Consider the following 18,356-nt stretch of genomic DNA (forward strand, 5'->3'; position numbering starts at 1 on the left):
GTTTTTAATTGGTTAGTTAGTTAATGAGCCTATGCCCTATTGACTAACTAACTAAACTTAATCCATTGGTTAGTTAGTGATTAACCAATTGACTTAACTAATTAACCAAACCTTTTTAATCCTTACTAAAATGAAGAAACAGCGATTTATTTATGAAAAATACAAGACCAGCAAAGACAGACATACTTGCCCAAATTGTGGCAAACCTAAATGTTTCAGCAGGCAGTTAGATACAGAAACAGGGGAGTTTGTTGCCGACCACGTGGGCATTTGCAACCGAAAAGATAAATGTGCTTACAATTATACGGGGTGGGACTTCATTAAAGATAATCCAGATTATAATAAGGGTACACCCTTTACGCCAAAGTCAAGTTATATCGTGCCAAAAATAGAAACTGAAACTAAAGCACCTGAATACATTGGCAAGGCTTTATTTACCTCCACATTAGGGTATAATGAGAAAAATACTTTGCATCGTTGGTTAGTCAATTTGTTTGGGCAAGCAATAGCATTGTATTTGATTGAACGGTTTAACATCGGCACAACATCGGACGGTAAGGCTATCATGTGGCGAATAGATATTCATGGAAATGTATTGTCGAGTGAGATTATTGAATACGTGGCTAAGAAGTCAGAAGAGACATTTACAAAGACGGATTGCAAGCGTACAAAAGATTTTAATTCTGTTCGATGCCACCAAGATTTTAAGGCAAAACTGACAGATTTTAATTTAACTCATTGTTGCTTTGGTGAACAATATTTGGACGATGGTAAACCGATTTATTTAGTAGAATCAGCAAAAACTGTTCTGATTGCGAGTGTTTATCTACCTCAATATACGTGGATTGCTTGCGAAGGAGCAGGAAATTTTAGCACCTCTTTTTTATACCTTAATTCTTTAAAAGATAGGGATATTTATTTAATGCCTGATTTGGGTAAGGGTTTTGAAGAATGGAGCAAAAAGGCAGAATTACAAGAAATGAAGGCGTTTTTTAAGTCAATTACCGTGGACGACAGACTGCAAAAATTAGTTAATGTTTCTGAATTTGAAATTAAAGAGGGTTTTGATATTGGCGATTTTTTGATACGTTCAGCACCGCCAAAGTTTGAACTGCCAGCACCCGAAACCCCCCAACTTGAAGAAATACCGTTTTGGGAGGAAATACCACAAATTTCTGACGATGAATTTAAAGAAAGTGTAATTATTATTGATTGGTTCAATAAGCATTTAAAAGTATTCGATGGGGTGTTTGTTCTTGATGGCGTGGCAATAAATGACATTAAAGACGTAATTATAAGGCACTTGAAAGTAATTGCAGAAAACCAAAGTAGTGCCGTTATATCAATCAAATTTCTAAAACGTGTTAAGGTTGCGTTTATGGGCGAATCGTAGCGGTAATTATTTAATAATGCCAGCATTCAAAAGTGAATACCGAGACATTCATAAAAACAAGAATTAACCGTTTTATGAGATGGCTCAAAAGTGAATCATCATTTGGGGGTATGCTGAAAATTTTGGACACCCCTATTTTGATAAAAATATTTAAAATCAATCTTACGACAGCTAAAAATTTTGCCGTCCTTAACAAAAAACAATATGATACTATTAGAGAAAAATGAGCAGTACGACATTTATCTTGACTTCTTTATGGGCGACCCAGTAAGGATGAAGAAAGACCTCAAAACAAATGAAATATCATTCTTTGCTGAAGACGTGGCTAAAATATTAGACTACGAATCATTAGACAGCATGATGGCAAGTGATGAGGTACTTGACCTTATGAATGAAGAACATAAGCGTACAGGCGTTTTTCCTATCAGTGTAGTTAAACTTGATTAAATGCGGGTTATGGAAGTTTATTCAACGGGCAGAATTTTTATCCCGTTAAATAGCAAGGTCAGTAAATCTAACTTTGATAAGAATTAAAGAAAATATTACTGTAAAATATTACTATTAAAGAATTAAATACTAAAAATCCTTATTATGTTAGAAAAACAATTAACTGCCCTCCAAAAATTGGAGAATTTAGCTTATCAAAAGAAAATTGAGCAGTACCCTAATTTACCGATTAAGGCAATACCCAGAACTAAGTACAATGACGGTTCAGCAAACGACCTCACAAAATGCGTCATTGACTTTTTGAGATTGAAAGGACATTACGCAACTCGAATACAAAGTCAAGGACAGAAAAGAGGTAGCGTAATGACTTATGGAACTACCCAAAAAGGCACATCGGACATTCACGCTTGTATCAATAAAATTCATGTGTCTTTGGAAATAAAATACGCCAAGGATAAACAATCTGATGCCCAAAAGCAGGTTCAGAAAGAAGTTGAATCGTCGGGTGGTATTTATTTACTGATACGAAACTTTGAACAGTTTTATAAATTCTATTGTGAGTTTCAGAATTTAGCTTATTGATTAATCACATTCTAAAAAAGAATATTAAAGAAATAAAATTATGCCATTTGAAAAAGGAAAACCAAAAACGGGCGGTCGTACTCTTGGAGTGCAGAATAAAGGTACAACGAATTTAAAAGCCACTATTGAAGGGATTGTAAGTCGCTCTTTTGAGACAATAGAGGACGATTTACAAGGCATGGATGCCAGAGATAAGGTCGGATTTATTTTAAAATTAATTCCCTACTTAATTCCTACACAAAAAGAGCAGAAAATTTCATTTGATAGTTTATCTGACGAAGAGATTGATAATCTAATTAACCGTTTAAAAAATACAGATGATGAATAGGAAACAAAAAATTGAAGCATTAAGGGCAAATCTATTGCAGAAGTATAGCATTGTTTGGAATGAACAAAAAACATATTTTCAACATGAATAATCGAACAGAAAAAGTAAAGCTATTGAATAGCATTTTCAACGAAGGCAATAAGGACAGTTTACACTCTTTGAGCCGTCCGATTTATCCAAGCGTTTTAATCTTTCAAAATGTTGCGGATGGGTTTCTATTTAGTGGAAGGTTAAACGATACACTCCCATCACGGTATCAAGATAAGGTAATGGACGACAACGAACTTAATAATATGTTTTTGGGCAGTAGTCACCAAACCGTCTTTTTATTGCCTGACAACTTTAGAAATTAATATTCACATTTAACCAATAATCATAATATGGAAGATACAGTTATGGTGGTAATGCTTGTAATAATACATTTATTTATAGGCAATGAATCAGAGAATGATAAGAAAATAGAACAATAATTAATAATCTAATAAGATGCTTTATTGATTATTGAAAACTTATCAATGAAATAGCCTTTTTGTTGAACACGTCCCGATGACGAACCCTATTATCTTTTGAGGTAGTAGGGTTTTGTTTTTTCACTTGCACCGATGGCGAGTAATTACCAAAGTGAGATATTTACACTTTGAGGGGTTCGACATAGTGGGCGAAGGGGGTACGTTTTTTAACGGTAAATCTTACTTATTTGTACCTTTACGAATTAAGAAAACATAAGTATCTGATAATCAATATACTATACTTTCTGTATAGGAAAGTAAGATACCCTACTAAAACAATACAAAAACCCTTTTAAAACGCTTTAAAAGGCATTTATGAGGGTTTTCTTTTTTCCTTACTATTGGTTTAATAGTGGTATTTTAGGGGTTTATCTGTACCTTATTTGTACTTTTGCATTATGAATTTAGAAAAAATTACCTCAGATGTAGCAAGATTATCCCGTCAAACGGGTGAATTTGTTCGAAAAGCAGCCGCAGAATTTAATCGTGATAGTATTGAATATAAAGGGCTTAATGATATGGTTTCTTACGTGGATAAAGAAACGGAACAGCGTTTGGTTGATGGCTTGCACAAAATTCTTCCCGAAGCTGGATTTATTGCCGAAGAAGGGACTGGGCAAAAGACTGATAACCAAGAATTTGCTTGGATAATTGACCCTGTAGATGGTACTACCAATTATATGCACGGTTTGCCAGTTTTTGCTATTTCGATTGCGCTTATGCAAAATGACAAAATTGTTTCCGGTGTAGTTTACGAAATTAATCGAGATGAATGTTTTACAGCTTGGCTGGGTGGTGGTGCATTTTTGAACGAAAAACCAATCAAAGTCTCTTCAGCTAAATATTTAAAAGATAGCCTTATTGCTACGGGGTTCCCTTATTATGACTTTGGAATGATGGAAAATTATTTGAATATTTTGAAGGAACTTATGCAAAAATCACACGGACTTAGACGTTTGGGAGCCGCTTCCGTAGATTTAGTTTATGTAGCCTGTGGTCGTTTTGAAGGCTTTTTTGAATATAATTTAAAACCTTGGGATGTGGCGGCTGGTACATTGATTGTGCAAGAAGCAGGAGGAATGGTTAAGGATTTTAAAGGAGGAGATGATTTTGTTTTCGGGCGTGAACTAATTGCAGGTTGTGGTATGTTTTCAGAGTTAGAGGGAGTTATTTCTCGAAATTGGAAAACTGTATAACACGATTTTTTGAATCGTAAAATTATGGAAAATGTATTTATTGGGTTAATATTCTTAGCAGCCATTATTTATTTAGGAAATCTTGTTTTCCAAAACTTTAATCCTAAAAATAAGGCAGGTTGTGCCAAAGGTTGTGGGTCTTGCGGAGCCATTGATTTTGATAAAATTGCCGCAAAGATGGAATCACAAATGGAAATTCAAAAGTAATATAATATTTGCTTCATAAAAAAAGCCTTTCAAAAGTAATTCTGAAAGGCTTTTTTTTATATATAAAATACTATTCATTTTTCTTTTCTACTTGCGAAACTTTAACCCCATTGGTTGGAGAACTAACGATGAAATCCGTTAAAATACGCTCTGTTTCTTTCAAAAACGTATCTTTTTCATGTTTCTCTTTCAGTGCCTTTATTTTTGCAACCGCAATACTTGTTGAATCGGTAGCCACTTTTTCTTTTGGAAGAATAGGTTTTACTTCATCAAGTTTTGCTTCACCACCCGCTAACTCATCGGCAGGATCAACAAGGTTTTTTTTCTTTTGTTCGTCAATTTCCTTGCGACGTTTGTCTTCTTGTAATGAAACCGATTTTTTCTCTTTTGCTTTTTTATAATTTTCTATTTCAGTCAAAAGTTTCTTTAAATCTGTTTCAGTTTTCAATCGACCTTGCGATTTCCCTTTCAAATAGGCTACTTCCTTTTCGGTAATATTATTTGAAGGCGTATATTTTGTGGCCGCAATCATATCCCAAGGTAAAGCACTTGGTTGTGAACTTTCCCCAAATTCGGATGCACTGAAAGTTGAAGGCAATTCAACATCTGGCGTGACGCCTTTGTGTTGTGTGCTACTTCCTGTGATACGATAAAATTTCTCCATCGTAATTTTCAATTGTCCCACACCTTCTGGCTCGCCTTTCAAGAAACGCTCTAAGTCAATTAAACTCTGAACCGTTCCTTTACCGTAAGTTTGTTCACCGATAATTAATCCACGTTTATAATCTTGAATTGCACCCGCAAAAATTTCAGAAGCCGAAGCAGAAAAACGATTTACTAATACTGAAACGGGGCCATCGTAAGTTACAGATGGGTCACGGTCATATTCAGCCGAAATTTCTCCATCCGATTGTTTACGTTGTACCACTGGACCTTGCGAAATAAATAATCCAGTAAGATTAACTGCTTCTGTTAACGAACCTCCACCATTATTACGTAAATCAACTATTACACCGTCAACTTTCTCCGCTTTCAATTCAATCAAATAACGTTTTACATCCGCTGTTGTACTTTTGAACCCTTGTTCTCCGCTTTTTGCCCCTTCAAAATCACGGTAAAAAAGTGGAATTGTGATAAGCCCATATTTATAATCTTTGCCATCACGACTAAAATTTAATACTTCTTTTTTAGCTGTTCCTTCTTCCAATTTAATTTTCTCACGAACTAAACGTACTTCTCTGGGTACAGTTCCCGTGGGAGCATCGGAAGACAAAATTTTCAAACGAACAACCGTATTTTTTGGTCCTTTTATCAATTTGACGGCATCGTCTGTAAACCAACCCACAATATCTTGGAAGGGTTTATCATCTCCTTGAGCAACGGCAACAATTCTATCTTTCGGATTCAACATTTTACTTCTGTACGCAGGTCCACCAACAATTAAATCCACAATTTGAACATAATCACCTTCATTTCTCAAAGTTGCTCCAATTCCCTCAAAAGATTGAGACATCTCTTGATTAAAAGTTGAGGCCGTTTTTGGAATAAAATAAGTGGTATGTGGATCTACACTTTCGGTAAAAGAATTCATAAACTGTTGAAAAACATCCTCACTTTTAGTTTTGTCGAAATATTTTTCAGTACGCTTATAACGTTCAGTCAAATCTTTGACGGCAAGAGAATCAGCTTTTCCACTAATTTTCCAATCTAATAAAGTGCTTTTGATGGCTTTTCTCCAAATATCATCCAAATCTGCGGAAGATTTTACCCAAGTAGCTTTTTCACGATCTGGGGTATAGGCTTCATCCACCTTAAAATCCATTGGTTTACTCAAAAGAGAAGTAACAAAGGCAAAACGCTCTTTGGCTCTTTTCCTGTAAACATTATAGATTTGGTATGCTGCAGTAAGATCCCCATTTTTTAATTGGTCATCCAATTGAAAACGAAATTTGTCAAAACTTTCAATATCTTGAGCGGTGAAATTCATTTTATTGAAATCTAATTCTTTGATATAATTATCCAAGATTTTAGAAGACAAAGAATCATTCAAAGGTACTTTACGGAAATGATAACTACCTAAAATTTCTGTAACCATACTTTCTACCTTTTTCTGTGTTGCCGTTGGTTGTAAATCATCTGGAGCAAAAGCGTATGCAACTGTCTGACTTTCGTTGGTGTGCGAAAAAGATTTCAAGCCAAAAAATGCTAATAGCGCTATTGGCAATACTAAAAACAGGTATTTCGTCATTTTATTTTTCATTTTAGCTGAGTAATTGAGCCTATAAACCCAATTTACTATTTCTCGATTCCTAATAACTCTACTTCAAAAACAAGGGTAGAATAAGGTTTAATAGTTGGTCCACTTCCCCTTGCACCGTAGGCGAGCACTTGAGGAACAAATAATTTCCATTTAGAACCAACTGGCATTAATTGCAACGCTTCAATCCAACCAGGGATTACACCAGTTACGGGAAAAGTAATTGGTTCTCCTCTTTGTACTGAACTATCGAAAACCGTTCCATCAATTAATGTTCCGTGATAGTGTGTTTTTACTTTATCAGATGAAGTTGGTTTTGGTCCGTCCCCTGCTTTCAAAATCTGGTATTGCAACCCACTTGGTAACGTTACGATACCTTCTTTGGTTTTATTTTCTGCTAAAAATTTTTCACCTGCCAAACGATTCGGTTCAAATGCTTTTGCTTGTTCACGTTGCATATATTTCTGAATCAACGTATTAGCTTGCATATCGGTAATGGGTGTTTTTTCACCTTTCATTACTTCCATAAATCCTTTTTGGAGTAACTCAGCATTAATTTCGATATTTTGAGATTTAAAATTTTGTGCGACCAAAATTCCTAATCCATAACTGGCAGAATCTTTTAATGTTGTTAATCCTTTAGGAGAATTAGATACTTCTGGTGCTGTAACTATCACTGATTTTGTAACAACTTTATTAGAAGATTTAGTAGTGGAAGTTTTTTTTGTTTGTGCATTTACAAAAAAAGGCGTTAGGGCTAAACCCGTACAAAGTAAAAGATTTGTTAATTTCATTTTTAATGTTGAATAATGATGAGATAAAATTGATTATCTGATTTGATAAACTCATTTTAAAGATAGTAACGAATGTTGAGCTTACAAAATTATTGTGTGTGAACGGTTTTATTGATAAATAAAAAGCGGTCTAACAAATGAATGTTAGACCGCCTTCTACTCGACTATTTCAATAATATTATTTTGGGTTTTTAACTGGGGCAGAAGCTGCGTTAGGTTTATTATAGGCCAATTCATTATCTGGCACGTCATAATAATCTAAGAAGTTATAAGTGATAGTTGCTTTTGTATTCAACACAGCACCTTTGTCAATAACAACTGCATTTGTTCTTCCATTTTCAAGTACGCCCCAACGTCTTGCATCGTAGAAAGATAAACCTCTCCAAGCACAAGTTACACGTCTTTCCCGTCTGAATTCTTCTTTGGCTGCATCTACTGATAAACTTGTACCTGCAACGGCCGTTAAACCAGCACCTTGCAAAGTGCGAATTCCATCAATGATTTTTAATGCGTCCTCTTGCTTTCCTGTATAAAGGCTTGCTTCAGCTTTCATTAATTCATTTTCTTCATAATTTCCAGCAACGGCAAGTTCATAAATACCTTCAGCTTGTGTCCCGTAAACGACCACGCCCGCCATTCCTTTTCCACCGTCGATGATTGCGTAACGAGTATTAAATGAATTCCCACGACCTGCATCACCTACCCATGTAGCAGTAAGGGTAAAGTTGTTTTGGAAGCGTTTATCTTCTGGCTTAAATTCTTGGACAAGTCTTTCACTTAATTTATAAGTATTTTGACCTGCTTTTGCCGAAAGTGTTTTAGCAATTACTGATCCACCAGTTGCTGACATAAAGTCGTTATCGCCAGCTCCACCAGAACGTGAGGTAAAGATTAAATCAGTTGATTTTATACCATTCGTTGCTAAATCTAAAATTGAGGTCCATTGGGCGGCCGTCATTGATTTGGTTGGCGTATTTACCAAGATATTTCTTGCTTTCAAGGTATTGATGTTACGTACCCACATATCTGGAGCAAGAATACCACCTTTTCCTTTTTGGCAAAAATCGGGAATCAATCCACCTAATACTAATTTATAATCCGCAGTGGCAGTTAAACCTCCTAAGATTGTAGCCGCTTTATCAAGATTGGCATTAGATTCCTTGATAATATCTTCTTTGGAAACGTACTTTCCGTTAGTATTCCCAGTTGTATTATTAATCAAGCCAGCATAATACATTGAACCAATTCGAGCGTAAGCATAACCTTTCCACCAATAGCACCAAGCTTTTATTACATTCTTTTTTACTGCGGCATCTCCTGTATAAGTTACGGTTTCTACGATATCTAATACTGCATTACAGGCATTATTCATTGAATACATATAGGCCCATTCAAAATAAGTTGGATTTGTACCTGCGTTTGAATTAATGTTTACTGAACGAAGAAATGGAATTTGTTGGTTTGGGCTACTTGGGTTTAAAACCTTCGTTCCATTATCCAAGGTAACTGCATCTGGACAACCAATTTGGTTGGCAAACTGATTAGCAGCTTCCATACCTACAACGTCAGCCATAATTTCGTGTTGACCGATTGCGCCCGCCCAAAAGCGACCATTTACACCATCGTAATATTTTAAATCACGAAAACCATTGGCATAAATTCCTCCTAAACCCAATGAAATAATACCCGATTCGGTCGAAGCACTTTGTGGAGTTGGTAAGTTAGGGTTTTTAATATCCAATTGGTCTTGACAAGATGCCAGCGATAGAGCTACGCAACTCATCAAAATATATTTTTTTATTTTGTTCATTTCCTTAATGTTTAACTGTCTGTTATTTTTTAAACGTTGTTAGTATTCTTCTGGATGACTAATTTCGTTTAAATAAGAATAACTTTAGATTATATCTTTACTGAAAATTGATTTGATTAGAAACCAATGTTAAGAGCAACTTGATAAGAACGTAAGTTTGGCATTGTGTTATGGTCTGTACCTCTATCCCAAGCCGAGTTATTTGATCCTGAACTTACTTCTGGGTCAAAGCCTGTATATTTAGTGAAGGTTAACAAGTTACGTCCAGAAAATACTAATTGTAATTTTCTGAATGTTTTGATGTTTAACGCTTTTGCTAAATCAATTCCAACTGAAACGTTTCTTAAACGAACAAATGAAGCATCTTCGTAGAAATAATCTTTCGTACCATTTGCTTGACGTTGTGCGTAAACTCCACGATAGAAGGCTGTCCATGCACCTGTTTGTCCTCCAATTGTAATTGGTTTTTCATAATCAGAATGAATACCATCACGATACATCCACTGTTTTGTTTGGTTGTAAATGTGGCTACCTTGCACCCAGTCAATTTGGAATCCAAGCGTTAAATATCCTTTAAATGAAAAATCATTGATGAATGACATATTGAACTTAGGATTTGGGTCGCCAAAACTGTATTTATCAGCTGTGAAATATGGTTGTTTTGTTGTTTTATTTACAACATAACCGTTGCTGGCAACTTCGTACAATGATTGCTGACTCTCGGGTATTTCAAGTGTTCCATCAGGTTTTTTCCAAGCCAAATCAGTTAAATATTTAAAACCATACAGCTGTCCAATTTTTTCACCTGCTTTCAATACATAGTTTGTACTACCCGCACTTGATATAATTATAATCTCACCATTTCCTGACACTGAAGTAATTTCAGAAGTTTGCTTACTAAAGTTGATGGTTGTATTCCAAACGAAATCTTTGCTCTTGAATGCCATTGCACTGATTTGAGCCTGAATACCATTAGAACCAATACCAAAAGCATTCGTTTTTAATGTTCCTGCACCAGTTGAGGGAGCAGCATCTACGTTCCAAATAGCACCTTCAGTATTACGTTTCCAATAAGTAGCTGATAAACGAATGTCGTTGAAAAGATTTACATTTTTAGAAAGATTCAATGATAAATCAGTTCCGATTTCTAATTCTTTAGATACTTCTACGTTCAATTCTGGATTGCTTTGAGCAGTTGGGAAAAAGAATGCTCCTGAGCCACCAATATTTCTTGTTCCTAAAGTAACATAACGGTCAAATGGTCTTGGTTGAATACCTGCCTCACCGTAAGCTGCTCTAATTTTGAATTCGCTCAAAGTATTGACGATTCCACTATTTTTCCAGAAATCCAACGAAGAAAGTCTCACATAAGCATCTCCACGTGGGAATGTAAATGGTTTTGAACCACCACCAAAAGCTGATGAATAATCACTACGAAAACCACCTGAAACTCCTGCTATTTCGCCATATTCAATTCTTTGATTTACTACGTATCCGTAAGTAACGAAAGGTTCGGTGTAAGTGCCTTGAGGAGCGTTAGTCGTTCCAGAATTACTTAAAGGACGAACTAAAGTGGTTGTACCTTGTGCTGGCGTGAATGGCGTGTATGTAGGCAAGCCCAATTGGTAAGTTACGTATTGGTCATTTGTTTGTTTACGCCAGTCAAAAGCTAATTGTGTTGATGTCGTGATAGGAAGATTTATATTAAAATCTTTCTTGAAATCAGTCCGAATCGTCGCCGTTGCTAAGAAATTTTGAGCATTTTTAGTGATACTAAAGTTGTCAATTTCTCCTTTTTTATCAGAACCATATCCTGACAAATAATAATTAGAAGGCAACGCCGCAATGTTAGGGTTGGTTGTTTGGTTTGCGTAAGTATAAATATCTTCATCACGTTGAAAATTGACGCCATATTTTAAATCTAATTCTACAAATTTATTCAATTCATAGTTTAAATTTAAATTCTGAATTACATCAATTTTATTATCGTTATGATTTAAATATTGTTGATAAAAATTGGGGTTAAAACCGTTTACACCAGCAGCATCTCCAACATAAGCAGCGTAATCTCCATTGGCTAATGGTTGGTCATAATTAGCAAACGGACGTGTATTGTTGATTGAGAATAAAATACTTCTATCGTTTGACTTAAGTGTGTTCTTCGTGTAGACCAACTGCGTAATTGAGCGGAACTTTAATTTAGGAGCAAGTACAGCTCCAATATTTGCGGTGACGTTTGTTCGCTTATAATCTCCGTTATTTACTACATTACTACCTTGGTAGTTATTTGATAAGGTAAAGGCAAAGTCAAATTTATCTTTTCCTCCCGATATCGCAACACTATTATTAAAGGTGTTTGCAGGCACAAAAAAGGTGCTAAAATGATCATAATATTTCAAGTTAGCATTATACTGCTTGCTTGTAGTACTATTTACATCTAAGGGATTGTAGATAACGTTACCATTATAAAGGCCAGTAATTGGATCTTGAGTCAAAATTGGATTGCCAGCACCAGCACTCAATACATTGTTATTTGCATCGGTACCAAAAGCGTGAAGTTGTGCTTTTCTAACGCCACCAATGTTTAAATAAGTATTCTGGGAAATACTTGATGAAACATCAATATTTAGTTGTCCATTTTTACCTTTTTTAGTAAATAACTGAATCACACCGTTTGCCCCTTGAGCACCATAAATAGTGGCTGAAGCAGCACCTTGAACAACCTCAATTCTATCAATTACCGTAAGATCGATTGAGTTTAAATCAGTAGAAGCTACTTGAATACCATCAATCATAATCATTGGGGTAGTTCCACGATTGATTGTATTAATACCACGAAGCACAATGTTTGTTGCAGCTCCTGGAGTACCATTGCTACTACTAATTTGAGCTCCCGCAATTTTCCCAATAAGTGCTTGGTCAATTGAAGCGGTTGGAGCTTGAGGAAGACTTTTCGACGAGATTGACTCTACCGCAAAAGCTAACTTTGCTTTATTTGTTGCTACACCGACACCCGTTACAACAATTTCTGAAAGTTGTCGAACATCAGTTTCCATTTTTATATTTATCATTGATTGACTTCCAATAATAACTTCTTCTGGAGTCATTCCGATAAACGAAAACTGTAATTTAGCACTAACATTGGGAACAGCAATGGCGTAATTCCCTGAAGCATCAGTTTGTGTACCTTGGATTGTGCCTTTTACACGCACCGTTACACCTGGAAGACCTGAACCATCCTCGGCTGAGGTTACTTTACCCGATACCTTTCTGTCTTGTGCGAATACGTTCACACAAAAAGAGAGAGCAACAAGAAAAGTCATGAGTAAGTGTTTCTTCATGTATTAATTTTAGTTATGGTTGAAAATGATTATATAAAAAAATAGTAATATTAGTGTTTCGTAAAATTATAAAATTTGTACTAAGCAAACAATACAAACCTTAAAATGTTGTTTGGTTTTATCTTTAAATCCCTCCGTTTTATAGGCGTATTCATGGAGTTTACCTTATTTTATTTTGTTTTTTTTGATATAGTTTATAAAATGAAAAATTGTTGGTGCAGTAATATTTTGATGTTTAAGTATAAAATACCAAATTATGTTCTGATTTAATGGTATAAATACTTAAAATAATGATTATTATTTTATTGAAATACCGTTCTACCTAAGAAAAATCTTTTCTGGTCTAATTAAATTAACATTTAATAATTTACAGTTTTAAAAAATTGTATTTTTCTTATATGTTAGCATACTAATATTCGGCATTCATACTGTTTTTTTAACTACTTTAAATAAAAAAAATGATACAAATTAAACTGCTTTTAAGAATATTTTCTCTTTGTTATTGATCCCCTCTGTCTTGAACTTAAATTTTATTTTTATCAATTTCTCCTGGTGTAATTAGTAGAGTTGGGAACATTAGTCTTGGTGAATTAAAAGTAAAAACTGCTCGTTGCTCATTCAATTGCCATTGGCTGTGAAATTCAAAAAAATCCATAAAATTATGCTAACGTTTTTCTGCTATAGGTCTCTGATCTTCAAATTTCCTTGTTGTATATTTTTGCTAAAAAAGGACTTTTCGGAAGATATTGCTTCTATCATTCATCAAAATTACACTCGATGTCATCCTTCTGGGGAAGTTGATTCCTTTAGTGTATTAACTTGTAAAGGCTATTAATTTTTAACCCTTGATTCATATACAGTTTTATCATGTGTGAACGGTTTTATTGTTTGGTTAATCGAAAAAGAATTAAACCCTAAGATTCCACTTTTGATTTACTTTTGAATTATAAAGAGATTATCGTAATTTTAGTTTTGAAGCTCTCTAAATTTATTCCTTTCGGTATAGGTAGTTTCATTTTCAACCTAATAACTCAAAATTTGTTTACCATAATGCTTTGATTCATAGATTTCGAGTCACCAGATTAAAAATGAATTCAATTTCTATTCAAAACGAAAAGTTCATACAGCTTCTTTATATTAGATCTTAGAACGCATTAATTTTTGGTCATGTACAGGTTAAAAATATGTTCCACATTCATTTTATTATTATTATTTGGAAAAATTTTTCCAAGTAATAACATCACTGTTTCCCATTCTGACAGAACAAAACCAATACCAACAAAATTTAGAGATGTAAACGGTAAGGTGCATCAAATACGAAATAGGGTTTTCGTTTTCATGGATATAGAATGTCCAATTAGTCAGTTTTACACGAAAAGCCTTCAAAAATTGTCAATCAAATACGCAATGGTAGGTGTTATTTTTATCACTGTTTTTCCGACAAAATATGTTAATGAAAATGAAATCATCGCTTTTAACCATAAATACAATTTAACCATTCCATCGGTTTTGGATAAGTTTCAAAATATTACAAAAAAGCTAAATGCTTCAGTTACGCCAGAAGTTTTTGTTGTAAATCAAAATAATGAGATTTCTTATTCTGGAAGTATTGACGACAGCTATTTTTCCTTGGGAAAACGCAATCTAAATCCAAAGAAAAATTATCTTGAAGATGCCCTTAATTCGATTATTAAAAATCAAAAACCACTCATTCCTCATTCCAATGTTATTGGTTGTGAGATTCAAAGAATTCCCTAATATCATGCGTAAATTTTCCTTCTATATTTTCATAATTTTTCACTTTCCTACTTGTCTTTTTGCTCAGAAGATAACCTTTACAGAACACATTGCACCTATCATTCATCAAAATTGTACTCCTTGCCATCGTCCGGGCGAGGTCGGACCTTTCAGTTTAGTAACTTATGAAGATGTGGCAAAAAGAGGGAAATTTATTCAAAAGGTTACGGAAATTCGTTATATGCCTCCATGGCGAGCTGACCATGATTTTGCAGAATTTAAAGAGGTAAGAAAACTAACTATTGGACAAATTAGCCTCATTCGTCTTTGGGTTCAAGATGGAATGCCTCAGGGGCCTAAAATTGATTTAATACTTCCTGTTTTTAATACAGGAACTCAATTGAAAGAAATACCAGATTTAAGTTTAAAACTGAATAAATTATTCAGAATTCCTATAAATAATAAAGAGGAATATTATTTATTTTCATTACCTACTAATTTAAAGGAAAATAAATTTGTAAAAGCAATTGAATTCAGGGCAGGAAATAAAAAATTAGTTCATCATAGTCGTATTTCAGTGGATACTACTCAGATTATGAGAATAACAGACGGAAAATCTATTGATGATTCAACGATTGTAACATACGGAAAAATTAAAATGAAGGAAGAATTTTGGTCAGGTTGGGTGCCTGGTAATAATCCGATTGTCTATCAAGAAGGAGTGGCAAAGCAATTATCGGCTGGGAGTGATCTACTAATAAATATCCACTATGCCCCTAATTTATTAAAAAATGAAATTGACTCTTCATCCGTTAATTTGTACTTTTCAAAAGAACCAATCAAGTACGATTTAAAAACATTCATATTGCAAGAGAAAGATATAACGAATCAACCCTTTGAAATTCCAGCGGATACAGTTATCACATTTTATGCAAAATCAGTTGAATTGCCTTACGAAATTACAGTGCTTTCTGTTCAACCCCACATGCACCTTTTAGGAAAATCATTGAGAAGTTTTGCTATTACACCCGGGGGAGATTTAATTCCGTTAATCAAAATATCTAATTGGGATTTTGATTGGCAAATGACTTATCAGTATAAAGAAGAACAGAAAATACCTTTCGGTTCGATCATTTATGCCGAGGTAACTTATGATAATACCACAAAAAATCTACGAAATAGCTTTTCTCCTCCTCATAAAACCACCTCAGGCTGGAACTCAACTCAGGAAATGTTTAACCTAATTTTTCAGTATATCATAAAATAAAAGAGGTGCAAATCTCTTTGCACCTCTTAATTAGGCAGAAAATAAAATTACTTTACATCAAATGTTAATTGACAGTTTGAATTTGCTTCCGAAACCGAAGTAACATCTCCACAAATACCAGATGACCCTCCAGATTTAAAGATTTTCCCGTCAGTTGTATAAAGCTTCCAAGTAACAATAAAATCTTCACTTCCATTAAACCATTTTCCAGTAGGACGTAGGTTTTTAGGATTAGCAAAAACTTTAACATCATTTACTTTATCATATTTTACAGTTGCATCTTTGAAAGCGGTAAAAATTTGAGTTGGAGTTAAACTAAAGCTATTCCACTGTCTGTTTGCCGTAGGCGTTGCAACTGTAGTAATCAGTTTTTGCCCTAAAGAAGTTGTTTTACTATTTCCTTCAGCATCTTGATAATATTCTTTCATTTCAACAAAAATCTCAATTTTGTTTACTGTCAATTTATTATCAAGTGATACCCAACGAATCTTAAAATCTACTTTTCCTTGATCCTGTGCAGACGTTGGAAAGTTTTTAGCATAGTCTTTTTCGTAACCTTGTGGTCTGTTATTAATTTTTCCATCGAAAGCAACGCCATCGAATATACAGAATCCGTGAACCGCAGGGTCGAATACTGGAACTGGATTTAGGCTTTCATCTCTACAAGCCTCAAACAAAAGCAGTAATGAAAGTGCAAAGCCGATTGAAAGTATTTTCTTAATCATGATTTGTTAAATTTTAAGTGATTAATAATTTCGAATATAAAATGTTTTGTTTTCTAATTAAAAGATTAGAATTCCCATTTTAATTTTACTTTATCCCAGAATACAGGATCTCTATCGAAAATTATATTTGTTACTTTATCCGTAGCGTTTGTGTTTAAGTTACCTTCTCCTGATGGATATGGCAAACGCAATGCAAATTGACGTTTTGGTCTTAAAATTGGAGATTGAATCGTTAATGGATAACCAGTACGACGCATTGCATTCCAAATTTCACTACCTTGTCCCCAGTAAGTAAACCACGCTTGCTTCATAACAAAGTTCAATTTAGCGGCATTAGAAGCTACTGCATCATAACCTTTCAATTGAGAATCAACATAAGCAGTAATGTCAGTAGTATTGGGAGCTTTTGCATTTGATGGATCTACCTTTAAACCCAAGGCTACAACTTTTCCAATATGGTCACGTATAGCACTTTCAAATATTTTACGAGCATCACCAGCAAGCCCACCGTCTAAAATTGCTTCAATTTGATAAAACTTTACATTGACCGAAGTTATCATTGGAGCAACACCGTTACCGCCAAGTGTTCCACCTGTAAGTGCTTTAGCAACTGTTTCACGACCAGAATAAAGACCACCGCCAGGATAACAACCTGGAGCCGTTCTATACGCACCGTCGGCAGGTGCTCCTGTATTATCACCTCTATCACGTCCAAAATAACCTGCCACATAAGCTGAATCCGCTTTGTTTGGCGTTCCAAAAACATCTTTATACCCTGTCCAAAATTTAGATTTTAATACTAAATAAGTTCCACCGTAAGGAATTGTTCCTCTGTCAGTTGGATTTGTTGGGTCAAGAATTGAAGAAGATTGACGATAAAAATAGAAAGCAAATCTTGGATCTTTATTAAACATCATTTCTTGCATTAATTGATGTGAAATATAGCTGAATCCATTATCGCCTAAATAGGCATTTCTAAACCAAGGATGACGACCATCACTACCATTTGGATTAATTGCCGAGCCATAATTATAAGTAAAGTCATCTGCACCACTATCAGCAATAAGTCCGCCATCCGTAAATGCTTTCGCTAAATCAGCATTACCAGTTGCTCTACCTTTACGAGAATTTAATAGCAATCTTAATTTTACAGTTTTAGCTAACTTCGTCCATTTCGTAATATTTCCTGCATAGAAGATGTCTCCTTTTACAGTAACTGGGCTTGTTTTTGCGAAATTAGCAACCGCTGCATCACAAAGTTTGATTAAGTCTTCATAAATATCAGAATCTTTGTCAAATTTAGGACTTACAATTGGCGTATCAGCATTGGCTTTCCATGCCTCAGTGTAAGGAATATCACCGAACATATCCACAAAATTACCCGTGTTATATGCCTTCAAAACTTGAGCAATCCCCAAATAATGTGGATTATTTACCCCTTCAGTTGCCTTGATTAAAGCTTCGTTATCCTGTAAGTTACGATAGAACGCATTCCAAGTTCCTCCATAAGATGAGTTATTTATATCATAATCATCGGCACTATTCATTTGTCCAGCAAAACCAGCAGCATTATTTCTTATCGCAGTGGCATTATCAATGGTTGATAATTGAGAACTTGATAAAAGTAAATTTGCTGATGCTTGTGACGGGGCATTTGGGTTTGTGTTAATGTCTAAATTCGTAATTTCACAAGACGAACTCATTAACATTACACAACCAATTGCCAGTGGTTTGAAAATTGATTTATATGTAAATTTCATATT

Annotated in this window: 15 protein-coding genes; 9 read left to right on the plus strand and 6 right to left on the minus strand. The window is 34.6% G+C overall.

Annotated elements, in window-relative coordinates:
* The first annotated feature begins 130 nt into the window (after positions 1 to 130).
* From AC1W31_RS14625 to AC1W31_RS14655, 7 genes are all read left to right on the plus strand, one after another.
* Positions 131 to 1,393: a DUF6371 domain-containing protein gene (locus AC1W31_RS14625; protein ID WP_481735213.1), complete on the plus strand. Its 1,263-nt coding sequence runs from the start codon at positions 131 to 133 to the stop codon at positions 1,391 to 1,393.
* 204 nt (positions 1,394 to 1,597) lie between these two features.
* On the plus strand, positions 1,598 to 1,840 hold the full coding sequence (locus AC1W31_RS14630) for a hypothetical protein (RefSeq protein ID WP_481735214.1): 243 nt from the start codon (positions 1,598 to 1,600) through the stop codon (positions 1,838 to 1,840).
* Positions 1,841 to 1,984: 144 nt separating this feature from the next.
* Entirely contained in the window at positions 1,985 to 2,422 is a 438-nt protein-coding gene (locus AC1W31_RS14635) for a hypothetical protein (protein WP_481735215.1), read from the plus strand.
* Between the two features lie 40 nt (positions 2,423 to 2,462).
* Complete coding sequence (locus AC1W31_RS14640; protein ID WP_481735216.1) at positions 2,463 to 2,750, plus strand: hypothetical protein; 288 nt, start codon at positions 2,463 to 2,465, stop codon at positions 2,748 to 2,750.
* 83 nt (positions 2,751 to 2,833) lie between these two features.
* Positions 2,834 to 3,103 carry a hypothetical protein gene (locus AC1W31_RS14645; protein ID WP_481735217.1) on the plus strand — a complete coding sequence of 90 codons (270 nt, stop codon included), beginning with the start codon at positions 2,834 to 2,836 and terminating at the stop codon, positions 3,101 to 3,103.
* Positions 3,104 to 3,657: 554 nt separating this feature from the next.
* Positions 3,658 to 4,455 carry an inositol monophosphatase family protein gene (locus AC1W31_RS14650; protein ID WP_481735218.1) on the plus strand — a complete coding sequence of 266 codons (798 nt, stop codon included), beginning with the start codon at positions 3,658 to 3,660 and terminating at the stop codon, positions 4,453 to 4,455.
* A gap of 24 nt (positions 4,456 to 4,479) precedes the next feature.
* The gene (locus AC1W31_RS14655; protein WP_481735219.1) at positions 4,480 to 4,662 is read left to right on the plus strand and encodes a FeoB-associated Cys-rich membrane protein; all 183 of its coding nucleotides are present in this window, start codon (positions 4,480 to 4,482) and stop codon (positions 4,660 to 4,662) included.
* A 70-nt stretch (positions 4,663 to 4,732) separates the two neighbouring features.
* On the opposite strand, the gene AC1W31_RS14660 is transcribed toward AC1W31_RS14655, so the two are convergent.
* From AC1W31_RS14660 to AC1W31_RS14675, 4 genes are all read right to left on the minus strand, one after another.
* Complete coding sequence (locus tag AC1W31_RS14660) at positions 4,733 to 6,910, minus strand: carboxy terminal-processing peptidase (protein WP_481735220.1); 2,178 nt, start codon at positions 6,908 to 6,910, stop codon at positions 4,733 to 4,735.
* Between the two features lie 47 nt (positions 6,911 to 6,957).
* Entirely contained in the window at positions 6,958 to 7,713 is a 756-nt protein-coding gene (bamJ, locus tag AC1W31_RS14665) for a BamJ family beta-barrel-assembly machinery protein (protein WP_481735221.1), read from the minus strand.
* Positions 7,714 to 7,891: 178 nt separating this feature from the next.
* Positions 7,892 to 9,523, minus strand: a complete 1,632-nt coding sequence (locus AC1W31_RS14670; protein ID WP_481735222.1) for a RagB/SusD family nutrient uptake outer membrane protein — start codon at positions 9,521 to 9,523, stop codon at positions 7,892 to 7,894.
* Between the two features lie 116 nt (positions 9,524 to 9,639).
* Positions 9,640 to 12,864, minus strand: a complete 3,225-nt coding sequence (locus AC1W31_RS14675; RefSeq protein ID WP_481735223.1) for a SusC/RagA family TonB-linked outer membrane protein — start codon at positions 12,862 to 12,864, stop codon at positions 9,640 to 9,642.
* Between the two features lie 1,389 nt (positions 12,865 to 14,253).
* Here AC1W31_RS14675 and AC1W31_RS14680 point away from each other — a divergent pair.
* Together AC1W31_RS14680 and AC1W31_RS14685 are read left to right on the plus strand one after the other, a co-directional pair.
* Entirely contained in the window at positions 14,254 to 14,622 is a 369-nt protein-coding gene (locus AC1W31_RS14680) for a thioredoxin domain-containing protein (RefSeq protein WP_481735224.1), read from the plus strand.
* Positions 14,623 to 14,626: 4 nt separating this feature from the next.
* Positions 14,627 to 15,868, plus strand: coding sequence for a monooxygenase (locus AC1W31_RS14685; RefSeq protein ID WP_481735225.1), 1,242 nt, complete (start codon positions 14,627 to 14,629; stop codon positions 15,866 to 15,868).
* Between the two features lie 47 nt (positions 15,869 to 15,915).
* Here AC1W31_RS14685 and AC1W31_RS14690 read toward each other — a convergent pair whose 3' ends face one another.
* Positions 15,916 to 16,593: a hypothetical protein gene (locus AC1W31_RS14690; protein ID WP_481735226.1), complete on the minus strand. Its 678-nt coding sequence runs from the start codon at positions 16,591 to 16,593 to the stop codon at positions 15,916 to 15,918.
* Positions 16,594 to 16,658: 65 nt separating this feature from the next.
* Entirely contained in the window at positions 16,659 to 18,353 is a 1,695-nt protein-coding gene (locus AC1W31_RS14695; RefSeq protein ID WP_481735227.1) for a SusD/RagB family nutrient-binding outer membrane lipoprotein, read from the minus strand.
* Positions 18,354 to 18,356: the final 3 nt, after the last annotated feature.

This window comes from Arcicella sp. (assembly GCF_964672035.1).